This is a genomic window from Psychrobacillus sp. INOP01, from assembly GCF_018140925.1.
Lineage (GTDB): Bacteria > Bacillota > Bacilli > Bacillales_A > Planococcaceae > Psychrobacillus.
In genome coordinates this window covers 3,309,684-3,330,321 of record NZ_CP073315.1, presented here as the reverse complement: position 1 = coordinate 3,330,321, position 20,638 = coordinate 3,309,684, and the positions used below count along the sequence as shown (strand labels likewise).

The window sequence follows — 20,638 nt, the reverse complement described above, 5'->3', positions numbered from 1 at the left end:
CTTTCTCCCCCTAAAATGACACTGTTCTATTAATGTCAAATAAGTATAGTACTTTTTCTTTTATCTCTACTTGTAAAATTGCTTCGATTGCCTGTGTATAAAGTGACAATTGAAGTTGGTAGCGTTTTTGCATTTCTTGCTGTAGTAACGATTCGTTGTTAACTAGGTGTTTTACTTTGTCCGTTTTATAGTCCAATAAAACCCAACGTCCATCATCCTCTAAAAATAAGCAATCGACGACCCCTTGGATAATTTGTTTGTCGCCATCATCATCCTCTAGTGCATACGTAAAAGGAAACTCTCGCATCACATCCTTAGCGTTCCGCAGACGTACAGCAATATCTGAATGGAAGAAGGGAACCATTTTGTTAGGATCTATGGCAGCCTGTTCAGCTTTCGTTAAAATTTCACGTTCCGCAAGTCTTTCTGCAAAAAGCAGAACCTGCTCCTCACTTTTTTCCTCCTGGAGATCGACGTTTTGCATAAAAGCATGGACTGCAGTACCTGCTTCTGCACCTGTCAATATAGTTTCTTGCTGAAGGAAAAAAGGACGCTTCGCAATCTTTTTCAGGCTAGTAGCACTCGACAATTGAAAATAGTCATCGTCCGACCGTTCCATAAGCTGCTGAATTTTCTTCATCTCGCTGACTGTTTGCTTTGAACGTTTATGAGTTGATATTTCATGAGCGTATGGTGTATCAAAACGATCCTGAATTTCCTTAAAACAAGTACTCTTTATAGGATCTATCAGTTCTTCTAATACAATAGCCTCTTTTTCTTCCTCTTGAGCTATGTGTTTTAAATCATCCACACATGTAGCAACGATTTTCCATCGAGATTCACTATCCACTATATTAGCTTCATTCACTGCCGATAACTGGCGGAAATTTGTATGCCTTGCTAAAGCTGGTCCAACCCAGTCTAAATAACCTTTTGCTTTCGCACGCATATAGCCTGGCAGCATTTCATCACTCAATACGTTCTGAGCATCTTCCCATTTTTCTAATGTTTTTGCTAAATCCTTTATAGATCCAATGAGATATAGATGCTCTTTGGCACGTGTCATTGCTACATATAAAACACGCATTTCCTCCGCCTTCAATTCCATTTGTTTTTTTTCCTTCATAGACAAAAATGGCAATGAAATAAATGAAATTCGTTTTTCAGGATCAATAGCTTTTACTGCAAGCCCAAACGATTGGTCAAAAAGGTACGACTCATTAAAATCCATTTGGTTAAAAGGTCTACCCATTCCAGCTAAGAATACAACTGGAAATTCCAGCCCTTTAGATGAATGAATAGTCATTAAACGAACGACATTTTCTTTTTCTCCTATAGCGCGTGCAGCTCCTAAATCATCGCCTCTTTTACGCATCCGATCGATAAATCGTAAGAAGCGGAACAAACCTCGGAATGAAGTTTTTTCATAATCAATTGCTCGGTCATGAAGAATACGAAGGTTTGCTTGTCTTTGCTTACCATTTGGCATGGCACCTACTATTTCGTAGTAATGGGTATCTAAGTAAATTTGCCATATTAAATCCGCGAGCGAGCCTCTTCTACTTAAATCACGCCAATCTTCATATTGAAGTAAGAACCTTTGTAGTTTCTCAGCGGTATCTGACGATAGTCCAGCTCCTCCACTAGATACAAATGTTTTCAATGCATCGTAGAAAGGTTCTTTTGGAGCAGATAAACGAATAAGTGCGAGCTCTGACTCTGTTAGCCCTACAAATGGTGATCGAAGAACAGATGCAAGTGATATATCTTGATAAGGATTATCTATTGTACGAAGCGTATGTAGCATTATTAATACTTCAATTGCTTCAAAATATCCCTTCGAAAGCTCTGCATACAATGGGATACCGGCTTCTTTAAATTGTTCTGTAACTTCTCCAGACCAAGTCATTGAACGCATCAATATTACAATGTCACTGTACCCGACAGGACGATGAGCTTTTTTCCAGGGATCATAGACAGTCGCTTCGGAATGAATCATCTCGTTTATTTTCGAAATAATATAACGTGCTTCTGCCTGCGATTTTTTCAACTCATCTTCTGCCATAGCTTCTACAGTTTCTTCCTCTTCCTCTGTCGGTTCCGCACTGCCATCTTCTACTTCATATAACAGCGCAAGCTCTACAGGTGTTTCGGTTTCTTCGTAGGGTGCACCGGGCTTTAACGAAGCAGCTTCATCATATTCAATTTCTCCTACCTGCTCGCCCATAATTTGACTAAAAATATAGTTCGTCGCATGCAGTACTTCTTTTCTACTGCGAAAGTTGGCATTTAAATCTATTTTGATGCCTGAATCGATTGGAATGTCATTGAATGCCAGGTATTTCCCTAAAAATAGCATTGGTTCTGCTAAACGAAATCGATAGATGGACTGTTTGACGTCTCCTACCATGAACATATTCCCTGTGTTTTCATCACCACTTTTCACAAACTGTAAAATGGTCTCTTGCAGTAGATTAGTATCTTGATATTCATCAACTAACACTTCTTTAAAACGAGCCTTATATTCCTTCGCTATATCAGAGGGGATAAGTGAACCATTTTCATCCTGCTCAGATAGAATCTCCAATGCATAATGCTCTAAATCAGAAAAGTCGACAAGCCCCTTTTCATTTTTAGCCGTGGTATAACGTTCTCCATACGCTATAGTCAGCTCCACTAGCTTCTGCAACTGCGGAGCCATTAGGCGCATTTCCCCTAGCAATCGTTCTGGTGTTCGAGTAAAATAATTATCCTTTAAGTCATTAACGATTTTCTTCACTTTCGACCGTTTGTTGGTCGCTTGATTTTTCAATCCTTCATCACAGGAGTCTTTTTTTATAGCTGCCGCTCTTCCCCATTTAATACCTTGGAAGTAATGATAAACACTTTGCCACGAGCTATTCTTCATCAAATCCACTGCCTCTTGAATCATTTGCTGATCGATTATAGCAGTTTCTGCAAGAGGTGCTGGCCCATTTGGTTCATTTGCAAGTCTACGAATCTCCTCGGTTACTGCAATTGCCTCTTCTAAATGATGAATAATCGCAAGCTTCAATGGACCAATAAATGATAGCTCGTCTATGGTCATATCTTCCGGCAGGTTATACGCTTCTGGAATTGCCAGCAACCATTTTTGGGGTTCTGGATGTACGCGCGAGTAGGAATATAGTTTTTCAATCATCACTTCAATCGATTGATCGTCACGATCGGATGTGAAACTGTCCGATAATCGGTACATCGCCTCTGGATTGTCGACATGGTAAGCTTCTTCTAGCACTTCTGCTAACATATCATCACGCATGATTGCTGCTTCTGTTTCATTTGCAATACGGAAACCTGGATCTATCGTTAGCATATACGCATATTGCCGAACAATATTTAAACAAAACGAATGTAGTGTAGAAATTTGTGCCTTGTTTAACAGACTTAGTTGTTTTCGTAAATGATTTGATGTTGGATCTTTTGCAATAGCCTTCTCTAGCGCCTCTCCCATACGATGTCGCATTTCTGCAGCAGATGCATTGGTAAAGGTAACGACTAATAGCTCATCTACATTGATAGGTTGTTCTTTGGCAATGACTTTTTGAATGAGTCGGTCAATGAGGACAGCCGTTTTCCCAGAGCCTGCAGCAGCGGAAACGAGCACATCTGAACCCGTTGCCCAGATTGCCTTCCATTGTGCAGGTGTCCACGTTAGCTCTGCTGGCATATTAGGAATGTTCATTTGAACTCATCTCCTCTCGAATTTTTTTTGCTACTATTTCTGGCTGCTCCACTTTTAATGTACGCACTTGTTGTGCAGGATCTTGCGGATCGAATTGGCAAACACTACGATATGAGCAATAATTACATGGCATTTTATCTTTTATTCGATAAGGTAGAACTCGCGTATCTCCAGCACTCATCCCGTTACCTGCTTGCTCATGCTTTTTACGTACAAATGATTGCAATAATCTCATTTGTTCCGGCTCTACTACCTTGGAGGATGATTTAGACAAGTTTCCATCTTTATTCATACGTACCGGAATTACTTTAGAAAATCCTGAAATCTGATCGTCCATCTCCATAATAACCTCTGGATCATCAAGCAGTAGACCATTCATTTTATATGATTTATAAATGGCATCCTGCAATTCTTCATCCCCCATCTCTTTTTGAGATTGAATAAAAGGATTATGCATATGCACATATAAAACTCCTGCTGGATCAGCTTCCTCGTGCAGCCATATATCAGCATTTTCAACAGCGACGTCTAAATAAGTTAACATTTGAAGAGAAATACCATGGTAAACCTCATTCAAATCAATCCCTTTTTTTGAAGATTTATAATCGACAATACGGACAAACATATTGCCGTTAATATTAGCTGCATCCACTCTATCTATTCTGCCGCGTAATTGCATTTTCCGATTACGCTTCAGGGGAATATCTAGTGCTGGCAATGCTTCTCCAGGACCGAATCCAGCTTCTATAGCAATTGGAACAAACCCCGAACCTTTAGAATGCCTGCTTAATGCTATTAAAGTATTAGCAACGATTTGCTCCAATTTCCGTTGGATATAACGATAGCGATTTGTACTTAATAATAATTGGTGAACAAAAACTGGCACAATATAATCGACCGCTTGTCTAGCAAGCTGGTAGCATTGCGGACGAGTTAACTGAGACCAAAGTAAATCTAAACGCTTCGTCTCATCAGCAATCCATTTTAACGCCGCATGGAACAAGTCTCCCATTTGCGGAGCTTCCAATTTATACTCCTCACGTTCTTCTAGCTTTAGACCATAAGACGCGTAATGTGCAAATGGACAGCTATAATATTTCTCTACACGAGACACACTCGATAGTATCGTTTCTCCGTATAAGGCTGCAGTCATCTCTTCATTTAATCTTTCGGTTTTGTTGCCATGAGTTAGTGGTTTCGTAATTCTCTTCAATAATTTTGACCAATATGGATCCTCTAAATAATATTGGTAAACCGATTGCCAAACTTGCGATAATTCTCCAGTTTCCAGTGCTCCTCTTAGCTGCATGATAACATATGGCAATGTAGGACGCGGGTGGCTGATGGAAGTCAAATCAAATTCTTCTGTTAACATATCGCTTGGATCCACTACAGCTACTTCAACAGGTAAATCACTCACCATTTGATGTAGCTTTTTAATATACATAGATGGTAACAGTGCTTTTCCCTCATTATCTGCCATTGGATAGGATACATATAAGAAATGAGATGCCGTTACGAGAGCTTTATATATTAAATAATTTTCATCCATCAAGCGCATTTTGGACGTTGGGGCTAGTTCAAATCCAATTTGTGTGAACCATTCCCGCTCTGTATCAGTTAGCAGCCCCTCATGATCCATCCGTTTTGGATAAGCTCCATCATTTACGCCAAGCACAAATGCTGCTTTTATATTCGTTAAACGAATGATATCAACGTTCCCAACAATCACTTGGTCAATCGTTGGCGGAATGCTTGAAAAAGCAAGTTGATCGTATCCTTCGTCTAAAATTTTTGCCACTTCTTCTAAGGACATTTCCTTTTCGCCAAACATCAATACAAACTGGTCGATTACATTTACCCACTCGTTCCATACTTGTTCATGCTCAGAAGCTAGAAGTAATTGACCGTTTTCCTCTTCAGCTTGCTTCAAGCTTTGTAGTTTTTCATAGACGTTTAGCGCTTCTATAAAGGTATAGATAGCTATTGCATAATCCTTTCCCGTTTTACTTTGTTTCAACTGTTCCGAAAGGATTTTAATGGGTTCGACGATCAAATCTCTTACTGTATGAATGTCTGCTTGAATACTCAATTCTTCATCTGTTTGCACTTTGGAGTAAAATTCTAAGCCTCGATATTTTTTATAAACCCAGCGTCTTTCATCCAACCATCTATCTCCATAAATTCCGAATGCCAGTACAAAATTCTCTAATCGATCCGCACGCTCTCTCCATGTTTTTTTCGGTGCATCTAATGGAAAAAATAGATCAGTCTTCACCGCACGAAAAACCGGTTCGTATTTCCAGTCTGTTCGAATTATCTCTAAAATAGTCCGACTAAGTTCGATTAATGGATGGTGTAACATCGGTTTCTTTTTACTAATGAAAACGGGAATATCATATTGCGGGAAAATAGTCTCGATTAACCCTTCGTATGTATCTGCATCTCTATGCAAAATAGCCATTTCGTTATAACGAATACTTTTCTGTTGCATCAATTCACGTATTTGTCTTGCTACAGCATGCATTTCCGCACGACGATTGGCAGCTTCCGTTATGCGAATATTCCCCTCTGACTTTGTTTGCAGGGGAGGAAGCTGATCCAAATTAGCCTCAATATGAGCAATTTCTTGAGACATAAATCGTTTCTGTTCATGCTGATGAACAGTCTCTTCTATTTCCAGTTTTTCTATTTGAGCTATTTCTATCAATCTTGCACATGTATTTGCTGGCTGATAAAACAGAGATTGTTCATCTATAGCATCCTGCAATGATTCCATTGGTAGAGCAATTGTAATGCGCTTCACTTGTTTCATTAATTCCTCGATAATTTCTAATTCTCTCGGCGTAAATGAAGTGAATCCATCGATGTATAAATTTGTTTTTGCAAGTAGTGTTGAGTCTTTTATTTTCGTTGCTAATAATGTTAAGTAACCTTCCCCGTCAATATAGCTGACCCCTAGTTTTTGCTCTATCTTTTCTAGCATTAGCATTATGTCGGAGGATTTATCTAAAAGTGTTTTGGGTGCATTCACATTTTCTAAATTGCTTAGGGCATTTGCCATTGTAGAGTAATCCATACAGTATCTACTAAACTCTTTGAGTAATACTTCGATTTGATCTGTAAATCCTCTTTTGGTAGCTGCTCGTTTGAACAGAGTAAATTCGTCTTTATGGTTTTCAAGTAGGCTACGAATGAGCATACGGTAACCGAAGCCACTTATTTCTTCTTTAGCGATTCCACCTGTTTCCTGAAGGACACGCCATGCTAATCGTTTAAATGTCGTTACTTGTGCCCGAATTAGTCCAGGAAGTCCCGATTCTGCTGCAAGGTCATATTCACTGGAAAATGACATTTGGTCGGGTACTATGTAGAATATTGGGTCTCCTATAGGAGCTTTTTGTAGTTCTGTGATTATTTCTTGGTGGATAAAGGTTGTTTTTCCAGAGCCTGATCGACCACTAATTATACGTAACGACAATGGTTTCAATCTCCTTTCTATTGAGCTTTTTCTTTTAATATCTTAGTGAATGTGAATTAACTCTGTGATTTCCGTTGCAGGCGGACGCTTTCCGCGGGTGGTCCGTGAGCCTCCTAAGGAGTCTCACCTGGACACGCTGTTCCCGCTGGAGTCGCCGCCTTTCACTTCAATCAATTGAGTGAGTAGATATTAACTTTTATATTGACTAGATTTTGTATTATAAAAACGATGATTATGAAAAGTTTAAATCGTAATAATAAATCTAAAATTATTATAGAGAATTAACTCTGTGATTTCCGTTACAGCCGGACGCTTTCCGCGGGCGGTCCGTGAGCCTCCTAAGGATTCTCACCTGGACTCGTTGTTCCCGCTGGAGTCGCCGCCTTTCACTTCAATCAATTGAGTGAGTAGATATTAACTTTTATATTGACTAGATTTTGTATTATAAAAACGATGATTATGAAAAGTTTAAATCGTAATAATAAATCTAAAATTATTATAGAGAATTAACTCTGTGATTTCCGTTACAGCCGGACGCTTTCCGCGGGCGGTCCGTGAGCCTCCTAAGGATTCTCACCTGGACTCGTTGTTCCCGCTGGAGTCGCCGCCTTTCACTTCAATCATAATGTGTGTAGGTATAAACTAGAAGGATGAGCATAATCAGTATGATAAAAACGATGAATAAAAAAAGCAAATAAGAAGTTCATCGTCATATTCTAGGGTTCATGATCATCCAAGTTGGCACAACCCTGTAGTTTAGTCACACATCACTGATTTTTAGAAAGTAAATTATTTCTCCAAAGTGTCTATAGGATATACGCATTCCAACCGCAGGAGCGGGCCGCTTTTGCTACGACGAGCCTATCACCGTATAGATATCCACTATTGATAATTGCTCTATTGAACGCTAACTAGTAATAAGTCTAATAGTATCAAAAAAACCGAATAATCTCCTATCTCTATTGTACAAAACATACTACGTAGAGGGAAATTATTCGGAATAGAATTCGGTTGTTGCCTGCCTGATGGGCCAGTAGCGCACCTGCACCTCACCAACAATTTCTTTCGTATCTACAAAGTGAAAATATCTACTATCCATACTGGAAATACGATTATCTCCTAAAACAAACAACTTATCTGGTGGAACCTGTTTACTTCCGGTCAGTTCTTCCAATTCAAAATCTCCAGTGAAGTTATCATTTGGATTTTCGTATGCACTAAAAGATTGTAGATAAGGCTCTTCTACTTTCTTATTATTAATAAATAACTCATCGTTCTCATAGCTAATCTTATCACCTGGTAGACCAATTACACGTTTCACATAATCTTCACGCTGATCTCCATGGAAAATCACTATGTCCATCCGATCAATTTTAGAAAGCTTATTAACAATCACCTTATCTTTGTTATGCAATGTTGGCATCATTGACTGTCCCACTACTTCATAATTTGTCACAAGGAACATTCTGACGAACATCACGATTAAAATACCAATTACTAATGCCATTAACCATTCCAACAATTCTTTTTTTAAACTATTCAAGTCTTTCTCCTCTTTTGTTTTTTCTATCGCTGCTGATCAATCTAAAATCTGCTTCTACTTTTTCATTTATCCTTCTTTCAATTGCTTTACCTACAAACCATAGAATAGCAATTAGTAAAACGACAATAGCAGTTCTAATCGGTTGAGTGATTAATGCTTTAATGTCAGATCCGATGAAGCTAACAACGAAAATCATAATGAGCTTTCCTAATGCTAGCGTCCAGAAATAAGTGTTTTTCTTCATATCCGAAAGACCTGCAACAATATTGACTAAAGCAGAAGGTGTAAATGGGAAACAAACGAGTAAAAAAAGAGGTCCAAACCCATTTCTCTCTACCCATTTTATAAGTTTTTGAATTTTCACATGCCTTGTAATAAAACCTAATGCACGAGCTCGTCCATATTTTCGAATCACTAAGAATACAGCATAGGAACCGGCAACCGAACCTATCCAGGATATAAGAAAACCAATCAGCAAGCCATATGCATTGACGTTGGCTACGATAAAAACAACTAATGGCAAAAATGGGAGAAATGCCTCCAAAAAGGGCAATAGGATTCCAATTAGTGGTCCAAGTGCTCGATAATCATGTGTTAAATTTGTTAATGTTTCTATTGAAAACCATTCAGGCATTTGGCTCTCCTCCAAATATGTATATTTATACTATTCCCAATATTACTGTACATAAAACTCACTTCTTATAGTATAATTTGTTGATTATGTATATAGGTGGTGAACATTTTGTGAATAATAATTCATTTTTTTCAGGATTGAAAGCTGGAATCAGTATTGCTATCGGTTACTTTCCAGTTGCCCTGACATTTGGCTTGCTTGCTAAAACGACTGGTCTTTCGATTTGGGAGGCCACAGCTATGAGTATTTTCGTTTATGCAGGAGCAGCTCAATATATGTCCCTCACACTCATTTCAAAAGGTGTTGACCCTATTTTAATCGTTTTAAATACGTTTGTCGTTAATATTCGTCACTTCTTAATGACGGCTGCACTTAACGAAAAGATGCAAAGTGAAAAAAGATGGATCAAAGGGATTTATGCTTTTGGGATCACAGATGAGAGTTTTTCTGTACTAGCTACCCAAAAAGAAAAAAAAATAGCTACACCTTTTGCTTTTGGCGTAGCCTTAATAGCTTATAGCAGCTGGGTTGTTTTTACTGCAGTTGGTCATGTCATTGGCGCAAATCTTCCGGCATTTTTACAAGCAGCGATGTCCATTGCTTTGTATGCAATGTTTGTTGGACTGTTAGTACCTTCTATGCGTGGAAATAGAAAGGTAGTGATGCTAGCACTTGTGGCAGCTATGATTAATGGGTTCTTTTATTGGACTCAGCTGTTGTCCACGGGCTGGTCCATTTTAGTCGCAACCGTGGCTTCTTCTATTTTTATCGAAATAATTTATGCAAAACGCGGGAAAAATTTACCGAAAGGGGCATAACTTAATGGGTATGTGGTATTGGTGGACACTACTTGGAATGGCTCTTGTTACTTATATTCCAAGGGCATTTCCTCTCACCTTTTTAGAGGGAAAAGAATTGCCTCCAGTCGTGTCAGGTGTATTACGCAATATTCCTTTTGCAGTCTTGGGCGCTTTAATCTTCCCAGCTATTTTATATGTACAACAGGATAATCTTCTATTTGGTTTAATAGGAACGGTTGTTGCATTTAGCTTAGCTTTCCTATTTTCAAATGTGATGGTTGTAGTTCTTGGTACAATTGGAGTTTTAGCTGTATATAGTTTGATATTTTAATAGTTTATTTACATAATTTTTAAAACAAAAAATCCGCAACTCTCATTAAAGAGGCGGATTTTTTTTATTATTACTAGTTTTCATATGGGTACTATACCAAAAACCGAGTGTAAGTGATGCAGCGTCGATCATATAAATCCACCATCGATGTGTGTAACCTGCGTAGACCGATGCGGCAAATAATGCGACTGTCAATATTAACGCAACATAATGATTGAATGTGATACGTGTAAATAATACGACGAGTGATGCAGGAGCAAAGATAGCCAATATTATTTGAGTTGTGAGTGATAGTGATTCCATAGCTTCTCCTATCTAACTAAGATTAGACCAAGTCGATAATGATCATGTCTAAATAATATGTGCTGACGAAGACGTAATTCTCCATTTGAATCCAACACTTCTAGCCGACAATGAGCAGCATTTATTTGGACCGCTTCATATAATTCCTGTTCGTTTTCAACTTTCTGGCCGTTCACTTTTACAATACGCTCTCCTATTAAAAGACCCATTTTCTCTGCTGGAGAACCGGACAGAACACCAGCAATCATGACACCATTCGATTGTGGTGAGACAGCATAATTTCCTGTTTTTTCTTGTTGGTATTTTATAATCGTAATAAGCAATCTTGCAATTACACCAATTAGTAGAGCAATTGCACTAACTAGTGGCTCAAAATAGCCGATCGCCGCAATTAGTGTAATAACAATCCCTAATTGCCAAACAATTTTTCCGTATCCAGTAAAAAAATGAATAGGTAGAGAATGTTGAGATTTTTGTTGAAAGCCAATTACAAATGGAAATAAAACCAAAGAAAAGGTAGTTTCTCCAAGCGAAAACTGTGGCCAATACGGTAAATACGTCGGAATTATATCCCCTGGAATTATAAGTAATATAGGTAATAACCATAGCCTTTTTACATGATAAACAATCGCTTCCATACCTCTAGCAGTTGTCACTAGTTTTGGAGAGGCTTGTGTAGCACCATGTTTTTGAATAAGTACGCCTTCTACGATAAGCAAAAGTCCGGCTATTATAGCTATTGGAACAATTCCATTCTGCATAATATCCAGTCCAGACACAGTCCACGAAAATACGTCAAATGACCAGCTAAATGTAGACATGGCATAGATTGTTATCGTAGCTAATGCAATTGTATAAACTGCAGAACCAAACTGGTACGTAAATAATAGTACAAATAATATCATCCACATGCTATATATCCATAGCCAAGAATTAGGAATAACTAATCCGATAGCTACACTGATAACAGATAAAATAAGTGCCCAAACTATACCATCTAGCAAGAATCTCTTGGTTTCGGTCCATCCCCACAATAATCTTGTGCGAAATTGCCTTCTTTCTCTTTTCACTCGAACATATCCGATCAATATCGAGAAGAGAAGCGTAATATATACTGCTGGATGAAGGAAAAAACGTCCAATTCCTTTAACCAATTCGATTAATATTTCTTGCACCATACGCATCCCCCTCACTTGCAACTATACTTCCTATTATTGTAACAAACGGAGAGGGCTTTGCGTATAGGATTTTCGTATTTACTTTGTTATTTCATATCATGAAGTAAATAACTTATTCCCATTTGGAACTGTTTATCGTTTTCTCTACTAGTTTTATAGTCGAGAATAGTTTTAGTTAATGACTGAAAGAGTGCATCATCTATCTCATTAAATTCGTCTAAGCTTCTCTCTTGTCGATATTTTTCAACAGCATCTTCCGTATCTTCATCAAAGTATCCATCTTGACGACTTATATTATAACCAAGTGCTCCTAAAACTTGTTGAACATACTTTATCTCTTCCCCAAAGTCACCAACACGAAAATTACCTTGATAATATTTTATGTCCATTGTATATAATTCATCAGGTTCAACCTGTAAATCTGCTTGGATTCCTTTATGATGTATCCACTCTTGTTTTGGAGTGAGCCATTTATGAGTAGAGATTTTAAGCTTTCCTCCATTCTGCAGTGGATGTGTTTCCTGAACAGTCCCCTTACCAAAACTCGTTTCTCCGACAATCATCGCACGCTTGTTATCCTTTAGAGCTCCAGCTAGTACTTCACTCGCAGAAGCACTACCACCATTTTGTAACAGCACAACAGGAAGCTTGTTTAAATACTGGTTGTCTTGCTTTTCGGTATTGAGCATTTCCAACACACCTTTTGCATCTTGCATATAAGCGAAAGTGGAGCCATTTGGCAATAAAGTCCCAATAATAGTAGAAACACTATATAAGTACCCGCCTGGATTTCCTCTTACATCAATTAAAAGTCCATCTATTCCTCGTTCCACCAGGGCTTTCGTTTGTTTCTCCCACTCTTCCCCAGTCTTCTCACCAAATAATGTGATATTCACAATACCGATAGAATAGTCTTCTACTTCATAAACATCACTAGAAACCGTATGCATCGCAATCGTGTCACGTTTCATATGTAATTCGACATGGCGATTTTCACTAGATCGATACACAGTCATTTTTAGACTAGATCCTTTTTTACCACTTAACAGCTGTATTAACTCCGTCATAGACTTGCCTTCTACTCTTTCTTCGTTCACTCGAACAATTTCATCCTGAGATTTTAAGCCTGCTTTAAAGGCGGGTGAATCCTTTAAAGGTGCCACCACGACGAATTTCCCCGCGGACAGCATAATCTCCGCCCCAATTCCAACCCTTTCTTCCGCAAGTGATGCCTCTTGGTTCGCTGCTTCTTCCTTTGTTAAATACGTACTATGTGGATCCTCTAATGCATCTGCCATCCCACGAATTGCACCTTCAACGAGCAGATTTTCATTTTTAGAGAACACTGCCTCTTTTTTTATCAATTGAAACGCTTCATCAATTACTTGACTATTGCTTACATTTTTTTGTTCTGTCGCTGAAGGCTTCATCAACCACAGATACCCGATACCTAAAATAACAACAACCAACAATCCATAAAGAAAAAACCGACTTTTGCGCAAGTTCAACCTCCTACTTTTCCACTAATATATGTGTGGTAAGAGGAGTTTAATACTTGCCCAAAAATCGATTCTTATTTTAAATTACTAATATAGTCTGTTAACATTTGCTCATCCATCGGTCCAACAATCTTATTTTGAATAGTTCCTGTCGTATCTATCATATAAGTAGTAGGTATCGTAATCGCCTGATAGGTCTCCCCAACAATCCCTTCCTCATCTAAAGGAATAGGAAAACTAAGGGCATAATCTTCTTGAAACGCTTTCACTTTGTCCAGTCCAACATCAGTACTTGTCAAATTGACAGCTAGAATTTCTACATTTTCTTTTTCTGCCATATCTTCGTAATAGTTTTGCATGTGTGGCATCTCTGCCTTACAAGGAGGACACCAGGTTGCCCAGAAATTTAACACTACTTTCTTTCCTTTATAATCAGCGAGTGTGACTTCCTCACCTTCTAAAGTAGTTAGTGTAAAGTTAGGTGCGGTATTTCCTTGACCTAAACCTTCATTCGCAGGATTGTTCGCAAGATCTGTACCCATTTGCTCACCTGCAAATGCTTCTTGCTCATCAATATTATCTCTTACAAAGGATATTGTTGCGATTGCTACTAATGCAGCTATAACTAACAGCCCAATAATTTTTTTCTTCATATTATACCTCCTACTGGTACTATAATATTTCACTGCCCTTATTATATGTTATCTATTGCATTAAATACGAATTAAATGAGCTAAAAATGTGGCTATGTAGTGACTTAAGGAAACTTTGAAATTGAAATCGATACTAGTTAATGAAAAATGGTGAAATATTCCTTTAGACACATACATTATTAACTTGAGCAAGTAAATGAAGAATAAGCGGAAATAATTAATATAGTATGGCAAGTAAAATCGGCATGAACGCATATATCCATTCTACCAAAGCAAGTAACTGATTATAAGGTAGAGATTTATTCATTGAGGTACTTTCTAATCGGATGTGCGCTTGCCGCACGCTACGCATGAGCCTTCAAGGATGTGTCGCTTGTGCTCCTTCATCCCTTTTGAAGTCTCATTCTTCGCGATCTAGCGGCATGGAAGGCACACATCCTATTTACAGTAGATAACACAGAATTGAATTTCTAAAATTATGTGTCCTTACATTGTTAGTAGATAAGATGCCAACAATTAATAGACAAATTTTCCGTTCCGCAAGTAATTCTGCATAAACGCAAATATCCAACGTACCAAAGTAAGTAACTAATCATAAGGCAAAGATTTCTCCATATTAAAACTTTCAAATCGGATGTGCGCTTGCCTCACGCTACGCATGAGCCTTCAAGGATGTGTCGCAATCGCTCCTTCATCCCTTTTGAAGTCTCCTTCTTCGCGCTCATGCGGCTTGGAAGGCGCACATCCTATTTACCGCCGATGACACAGAATTGAATTTCTAAAATTATGTGTCCTTACATTGGTAGTAGATAAGATGCCAAAAATAAATAGGTAAATTTTCCTTTCCGCAAGTAATTCTGCATTGAGAGCAAGTAAACGACTAGTAAGCGCAAGTATCGGTCGTACCACAGCAAGAAACCGATCATAAGGCAAAGATTTCTCCATATAGAAACTTTCTAATCGGATGTGCGCTTGCCGCACGCTACGCACGAGCCTTCAAGGATGATCGCTTGTGCTCCTTCATCCCTTTTGAAGTCTCATTCTTCGCGCTCATGCGGCTTGGAAGGCGCGCATCCTATTTACCGCCGATGACACAGAATTGAATTTCTAAAGTTATGTGTCCTTAATTTGGTAGTAGATAAGTTGCCAACAATTAATGAGCAAATTTTCCGTTCCGCAAGCAAACGACCAGTAAGCGCAAGTATTGGTCGTGACAAAGCAAGAAACTAGTAATTAAGGTATAGATTTCTCCATTGAGGTACTATCTATACGAATATGTGCTTGCCTCACCCTACAGATTAGTTTATCGAATGTGTTACTTCAATCTTTATTAGCTCTTTTTAATCATCGTTTTTAAAATACTAAACCAGTTCAATTATAAAATTAAGATCTACTCACTCATTGATTGGAGTGTAACGCGGCGACTCCTGCGGGAGCAGCGAGAAAGTCGAGATCCCGCAGCAAAGCGAGGAGGCTCGGCCTCGTCCGCGTGAAACGGAAATCATAGTATTACTGCCACTCTTTAATTACCTTCCACTTTGATTAACTCTTTTTAATCATCGTTTATTAAATACTAAACCAGTTCAATTATAAAGTTAAGATCTGCTCACCCATTGATTGAAGTGTAACGCGGTGACTCCTGCGGGAACAGCGAGAAAGTCGAGACCCCGCAGCAAAGCGAGGAGGCTCGGCCTTGTCCACGGAAAGCGTCCGCGTAAAACGGAAATCATAGTATTACCCTCTACTATTATCTAGGTTTTTATTATGCATTATAATCGAAACTCTTACTAATGAAAAAAACAACGCTTCTCCACGAATGGAAAAGCGTTGTATAAAAGTTATAGGGAAATATATCTCAATGGGTTAACAGAGTTTTTGGCCATACCTTCCCAGTTTCCAACATGTATCTCAAAATGTAAATGAGGTCCAGTCGAATTACCAGTAGTACCAATGGCACCGATAATCTGCCCTTTCGATACAACTTGTCCAACACTTACTTTAATACTGCTTAGATGCGCATATAAAGAAGTGAAGATTTGACCATCAATGGAATGTGTCACCATGATAACATTTCCGTATGTGCTAAGCGGAGCAGCATAAGAAATTACACCATCGGCAGCAGATAATACTGGTGTACCAGTACTATTAGCTATATCAATACCATAATGGGTTTTTACTACCCCATGAATCGGATGAGTTCTACTACCGTATCCAGAAGTGAATCGTCCAGAGGCGGGTTTTGTCCAAGAACCAGCAGAAACATTTGGAATGGATGAAGAAGAACCACCACTCGCTGCTTGCTGACGTTTTCTTTCTTCCTCTTCTTTACGTTTCTTTTCTTCTGCTGCTTTTCTAGCAACTTCGGCTAATCTTTTTTGTTCAGCAACAATTTTATTTTGCGTTTCTTGACTTAAGTTTAGAATTTCGTCATATTCCGTTTCTAATACTTCTTTTTGATTGATCAATTTTGCTTGTTCTACTTCTAACTGATCCACTAAATTACCTTTTGATGCCTTTTGAGTATCTAAAGATGCTTTTAAACTAACAAGCTCATCTTTACTATCTTCCTGCTGTTGTAGTTTTTTCTCTAGGCTAGCCTGTTGCTCTTCTAATTTTTCTTTATCATCTGCTTGTTCTTTTAAGATGGTACGGTCTGCCTCCATCAATGTATTAACAGCAGAAAAGCGGTCGATGAAATCGATGAAGCTATTTGCCCCTAATAATACATCTAAGTAACTAACAGAACCTCCACTTACTTGAACCGCACGAATACGTTCTTTTAATAGTTCATCACGTTCTTCAATTTTTCTCTCAAGCTCGTTTATAGAAGCACGTAACTTTTCAATTTCAGTTGTTGTTAATTTTATTTGATTTAACACTTCAGAAATCTGTGCTTCAGTGTTAATAATTTTAGTATCTAACTCTTTAATTTGCGCCATAATTTGATCAATTTTTGATACATTTTGATCAATCTTACCTTTTGTTTCTTTAATAGTTGAGTCAATAGTGTTTTTCTTTTGCTCTAATTGTTTTTGTTCGTTTTTTAAATCATCTAAGGTATTCGCAAAAGCACTTGGAGTCGTTATTAAAAGTGCTCCTGTAGTAGCTATCGCCATAATTCGTAGCATCCATTTAGACTGTTTTCTCAAAATTTCTTGCTCCCTTCAATTTACCAACTACACACGTAGAAATTTGCGAACTGACATGAAACTTCCCCAAACGCCTATAAGTATCCCCATTAATAAGATCAAGCCGTTTACTTGATATATAAATGGTGAGAACTCAAGTAGTTCAAATAATTTTCCTTGTTCTAGCTTTGGAGCTAGCAAATTATAGATATTATAGTAGAGTACTGTTACTAACGTTATAGGAACGATGGCACCTAAAATTCCAAGCCACATACCTTCTAAGATGAATGGAATACGAATAAACCAATTCGTTGCTCCGACTAGCTTCATAATTTCAATATCTCTTCTTCTTGCAACAATTGTAATACGAATCGTGTTAGAGATAAGGAACATTGCCGTAAATAACAACGCCAAAATCAATACTAGTCCAACATTTCTACCGGTATTCAAGAACGAGAATAGCTTTTCTATTTTACCTTCTCCATACTTTACTTCAAACGTATTATCGAGACGATCTAATTTCTCAGCTACTGCTTCAGTTTCTTGAGGATTGGTAGCTTTAGCATAAAATACATTATGTAATGGATTCTGTTGTTCAAATAATCGTAAATCTTCTCCAAAATCAACTACTAATTTATTTAACTCGTCTCCTTTTGGAGAATATTTAACTTCTTCTACTCCTTTTGTTTCTTTAATCTCTTGTTCTAGTTTTGTTATAGAAGCTTCATCTGATGTTAACTCGACATAGACTTTAATCTCTACGTCTTTTTCCAAGTCATCTGCTACCTTATTCAAGTTCATCATGATCATAACGAACACTCCGACAAGTAACAATGTAACTGTTACTGCACTTACCGAAGCAAATGTCATCCATCCATTACGACTGATGCTCTTTATACTTTCTCTGAAGTGTCTACCTAATGTTCTACCCTTCATAACCGTATTCTCCTCCGTATTCGTCTCGAGTGATTAATCCACCCTCAACTGCTATAACACGGTGTCTAATAGTATTAACAATTTCTCTATTATGAGTTGCCATTATAATAGTTGTTCCTCGAGCATTGATTTCTTCGAATATATTCATAATTTCCCATGAAGTTTCTGGATCCAAGTTTCCCGTAGGTTCATCCGCAATAACAAGCTTTGGTGTATTCACGATGGACCTAGCAATAGACACACGTTGCTGTTCTCCCCCTGAAAGTTCGGTTGGGAACATTCTTGCTTTGTGTTTCAGTCCAACTAGCTCTAATACATCCATTACTTTTTTTCGTATTACTTTAGGTGTTTCTTCTATAACTTCTAATGCAAACGCCACATTTTCATATACATTCAAACGTGGTAACAATTTAAAGTCTTGGAATACTACACCGATTTGGCGTCTTAAATATGGTACTTTATTGTTTTTGAGAGTTGCTAAATTGACACCATTTATCAAAATATCTCCAGTGGTTGGACGTTCTTCTCGATACATCATTTTGATGAACGTTGACTTCCCTGCTCCACTTGGTCCTACTACATAGACAAAATCACCTTGTTCAATCTTTACATCAATACCGTTTGCGGCAACAATACCGTTTGGATATTTTTTGTAGACATTTATCATTTCTATCATTTATAAACCACCTAATTAGATTCGTCATAAAATGCAACACGCCTATTATAACATTAGAAGCGGGTTTTTTTGTTACAATTAGATTTCAATTTATAGGTAAAAAAGGATAGATATTTTAAAAACGAATCTATGTTTTATCCTAACTAGTCAATTACACTTAACTGCCTTATACCTACTCACCAAACATTCTACACTATTCGAGGAGAATCCTTCTTTTATCAATAAAAAATCAGCTACTCAAAAAGAGCAGCTGATTTCATCTGAATGTTTAGTTCTAAAATTATTTCTTAGCTGCTAACCACTCAGCTACCGCTTGAGCGTCATCACCAGAAATAATTCCTGGAGGCATTGCGCCTTTACCGTTTTCAATAACATTTAAAATTTCATCTTGTGATAAGCGTGAGCCTACGTTGTTTAGAGCTGGGAAGTTACCTTGCCCCTCTAAATTTTGACCATGACAGCTAATACATTTTGCACTAACGATTTTTTCTGCATCCACTGAGGTTGTTTCAGTGGTAGTACCAGAGTCAGTTGATGTATCCGTATCTTTATCGGCATTATCATCACCGCCACCACATGCAGCTAGTACTAGCCCTGCTCCAAATATTAAAGCTAATAGTTTTTTGTTCATGTTACTACCTCCCTAAATAGAATTTAGTTTGCATAATTATTATACCTAACTTATGATCTTTTGAAACCTTCTCCCAGTACCTCATAGGCATCCGAAACTATGACAAAAGCAGCAGGGTCAATAGTTTTAATGATATGTTTCAACTTTGTGAACTCTGTCTGATATGCCACAACCATTAAAATTGGTCGTTCTACATTCGTGTACCCACCATAAGCTGGAAGTTTTGTTACACCGCGATCTATCTCGGTATATATAGCATCTCTAATTTCATCTTGTTTATTCGTGATAATATAAATCATTTTGGATTGGCTAAATCCTAATTGAACAAGATCAATCGTTTTTGTCGTAACAAATAAACCGATTAGCGCATATAGAGCCTTCTCAATGTCGAAAACGACCGCGGCGCTAAGTACTATCAATCCATCTAACAAGAGTACGCTTGTCCCAAGTGAAAATCCTGTATACTTCGTAATAATTTGTGCAGCTAAATCGGTTCCACCTGTGGACGCGCCACCTCTAAAAACGAGACCTAAGCCTAAACCAACAGAAATTCCGCCAAATAAAGCTCCAAGCAATGGATTCATCGTCCAAGGTTCCCAGTTAGCAGATACTAGTACTACTGCTGGTAGAACTAATGTACCTACTAAGGATTTAATACCAAATTTCGCCCCTAAAAAGATAAGTCCTGCTATAAACAATGGAATATTAAAAGCATATTGCACGAGTCCTGGCTCCCAACCAAAAACTCCTTTTAAAATTGTACTAATTCCGCTAACTCCACCAGAAGCTACTTGGTTTGGTAATAAAAAGACGTTAAATGCAATAGCAATAATGGCTGCACCGATAATTACATAAATATAATCTTTCGAGTTTTTTACTATGGGATGCGGTTCTTTATATTGTCTACGATTAATATTAGTTTCCATTTCATTCCTCTTTCATACAAATACTTGTGTTTGCCTGCACTAGTATAACAAGTGAAAAGTAATTTGTGAACTTCATCAAGATAGCGTGTTGACGAGGTAAAGTGAATGGAATTGGAGAGTTGTGGATTGTTATATATAAATGTTATCCCTCAACATTAGATAGTTATACATAACAGCTGATAAGAATAGATCAGT

Annotated in this window: 15 protein-coding genes; 2 read left to right on the top strand and 13 right to left on the bottom strand. The window is 37.9% G+C overall.

Features of this window, described 5'->3' with window-relative positions; all coding sequences use genetic code 11:
- Positions 1-10 precede the first annotated feature (10 nt).
- From addA to KD050_RS16265, 4 genes are all read right to left on the bottom strand, one after another.
- Positions 11-3,724 (bottom strand): helicase-exonuclease AddAB subunit AddA, encoded by a 3,714-nt coding sequence (gene addA, locus KD050_RS16280; protein ID WP_211893379.1) that lies wholly within the window; start codon positions 3,722-3,724, stop codon positions 11-13.
- Entirely contained in the window at positions 3,711-7,205 is a 3,495-nt protein-coding gene (gene addB, locus KD050_RS16275) for a helicase-exonuclease AddAB subunit AddB (RefSeq protein WP_211893378.1), read from the bottom strand. The genes addA and addB overlap by 14 nt, the downstream gene beginning before the upstream one ends.
- Positions 7,206-8,196: 991 nt before the next feature.
- Complete coding sequence (gene lepB / locus KD050_RS16270) at positions 8,197-8,712, bottom strand: signal peptidase I (RefSeq protein ID WP_211896329.1); 516 nt, start codon at positions 8,710-8,712, stop codon at positions 8,197-8,199.
- A gap of 28 nt (positions 8,713-8,740) precedes the next feature.
- Positions 8,741-9,382 (bottom strand): TVP38/TMEM64 family protein, encoded by a 642-nt coding sequence (locus KD050_RS16265; protein ID WP_211893377.1) that lies wholly within the window; start codon positions 9,380-9,382, stop codon positions 8,741-8,743.
- Between the two features lie 110 nt (positions 9,383-9,492).
- Between KD050_RS16265 and KD050_RS16260 the strand changes: the two genes are divergently transcribed.
- Entirely contained in the window at positions 9,493-10,200 is a 708-nt protein-coding gene (locus tag KD050_RS16260) for an AzlC family ABC transporter permease (protein WP_235753836.1), read from the top strand.
- A gap of 4 nt (positions 10,201-10,204) precedes the next feature.
- Entirely contained in the window at positions 10,205-10,513 is a 309-nt protein-coding gene (locus KD050_RS16255) for an AzlD domain-containing protein (protein WP_211893376.1), read from the top strand.
- Between the two features lie 45 nt (positions 10,514-10,558).
- Here the strand turns inward: KD050_RS16255 and KD050_RS16250 are convergent, their stop codons facing one another.
- The 9 genes from KD050_RS16250 to KD050_RS16210 form a co-directional block, all read right to left on the bottom strand.
- Complete coding sequence (locus KD050_RS16250) at positions 10,559-10,816, bottom strand: CsbA family protein (RefSeq protein WP_211893375.1); 258 nt, start codon at positions 10,814-10,816, stop codon at positions 10,559-10,561.
- An 8-nt stretch (positions 10,817-10,824) separates the two neighbouring features.
- The gene (locus tag KD050_RS16245; RefSeq protein WP_211893374.1) at positions 10,825-11,994 is read right to left on the bottom strand and encodes a PDZ domain-containing protein; all 1,170 of its coding nucleotides are present in this window, start codon (positions 11,992-11,994) and stop codon (positions 10,825-10,827) included.
- Between the two features lie 86 nt (positions 11,995-12,080).
- Positions 12,081-13,496: a S41 family peptidase gene (locus KD050_RS16240; protein ID WP_211893373.1), complete on the bottom strand. Its 1,416-nt coding sequence runs from the start codon at positions 13,494-13,496 to the stop codon at positions 12,081-12,083.
- A 71-nt stretch (positions 13,497-13,567) separates the two neighbouring features.
- Entirely contained in the window at positions 13,568-14,146 is a 579-nt protein-coding gene (locus tag KD050_RS16235) for a redoxin domain-containing protein (RefSeq protein WP_211893372.1), read from the bottom strand.
- Positions 14,147-15,984: 1,838 nt separating this feature from the next.
- Entirely contained in the window at positions 15,985-17,295 is a 1,311-nt protein-coding gene (locus KD050_RS16230) for a murein hydrolase activator EnvC family protein (RefSeq protein ID WP_370627113.1), read from the bottom strand.
- 27 nt (positions 17,296-17,322) lie between these two features.
- Positions 17,323-18,210, bottom strand: a complete 888-nt coding sequence (gene ftsX, locus KD050_RS16225; protein WP_211893371.1) for a permease-like cell division protein FtsX — start codon at positions 18,208-18,210, stop codon at positions 17,323-17,325.
- On the bottom strand, positions 18,200-18,886 hold the full coding sequence (gene ftsE, locus KD050_RS16220) for a cell division ATP-binding protein FtsE (RefSeq protein WP_211893370.1): 687 nt from the start codon (positions 18,884-18,886) through the stop codon (positions 18,200-18,202). Before ftsE ends, ftsX begins: the two co-directional genes overlap by 11 nt.
- 280 nt (positions 18,887-19,166) lie before the next feature.
- Positions 19,167-19,517, bottom strand: a complete 351-nt coding sequence (gene cccB / locus KD050_RS16215) for a cytochrome c551 (RefSeq protein ID WP_211893369.1) — start codon at positions 19,515-19,517, stop codon at positions 19,167-19,169.
- 50 nt (positions 19,518-19,567) lie between these two features.
- Positions 19,568-20,443 (bottom strand): YitT family protein, encoded by an 876-nt coding sequence (locus KD050_RS16210; protein ID WP_211893368.1) that lies wholly within the window; start codon positions 20,441-20,443, stop codon positions 19,568-19,570.
- Positions 20,444-20,638: the final 195 nt, after the last annotated feature.

Excerpts from the sequence above, each read along its gene's own strand:
- cccB (WP_211893369.1), bottom strand. The coding sequence starts at position 19,517 with ATGAACAAAAAACTATTAGCTTTAATATTTGGAGCAGGGCTAGTACTA.
- KD050_RS16210 (WP_211893368.1), bottom strand. The coding sequence starts at position 20,443 with ATGGAAACTAATATTAATCGTAGACAATATAAAGAACCGCATCCCATA.
- KD050_RS16265 (WP_211893377.1), bottom strand. The coding sequence starts at position 9,382 with ATGCCTGAATGGTTTTCAATAGAAACATTAACAAATTTAACACATGAT.
- lepB (WP_211896329.1), bottom strand. The coding sequence starts at position 8,712 with ATGGCATTAGTAATTGGTATTTTAATCGTGATGTTCGTCAGAATGTTC.
- KD050_RS16250 (WP_211893375.1), bottom strand. The coding sequence starts at position 10,816 with ATGGAATCACTATCACTCACAACTCAAATAATATTGGCTATCTTTGCT.
- KD050_RS16255 (WP_211893376.1), top strand. The coding sequence starts at position 10,205 with ATGGGTATGTGGTATTGGTGGACACTACTTGGAATGGCTCTTGTTACT.
- addA (WP_211893379.1), bottom strand. The coding sequence starts at position 3,724 with ATGAACATTCCTAATATGCCAGCAGAGCTAACGTGGACACCTGCACAA.
- KD050_RS16235 (WP_211893372.1), bottom strand. The coding sequence starts at position 14,146 with ATGAAGAAAAAAATTATTGGGCTGTTAGTTATAGCTGCATTAGTAGCA.
- KD050_RS16245 (WP_211893374.1), bottom strand. The coding sequence starts at position 11,994 with ATGGTGCAAGAAATATTAATCGAATTGGTTAAAGGAATTGGACGTTTT.
- ftsX (WP_211893371.1), bottom strand. The coding sequence starts at position 18,210 with ATGAAGGGTAGAACATTAGGTAGACACTTCAGAGAAAGTATAAAGAGC.
- ftsE (WP_211893370.1), bottom strand. The coding sequence starts at position 18,886 with ATGATAGAAATGATAAATGTCTACAAAAAATATCCAAACGGTATTGTT.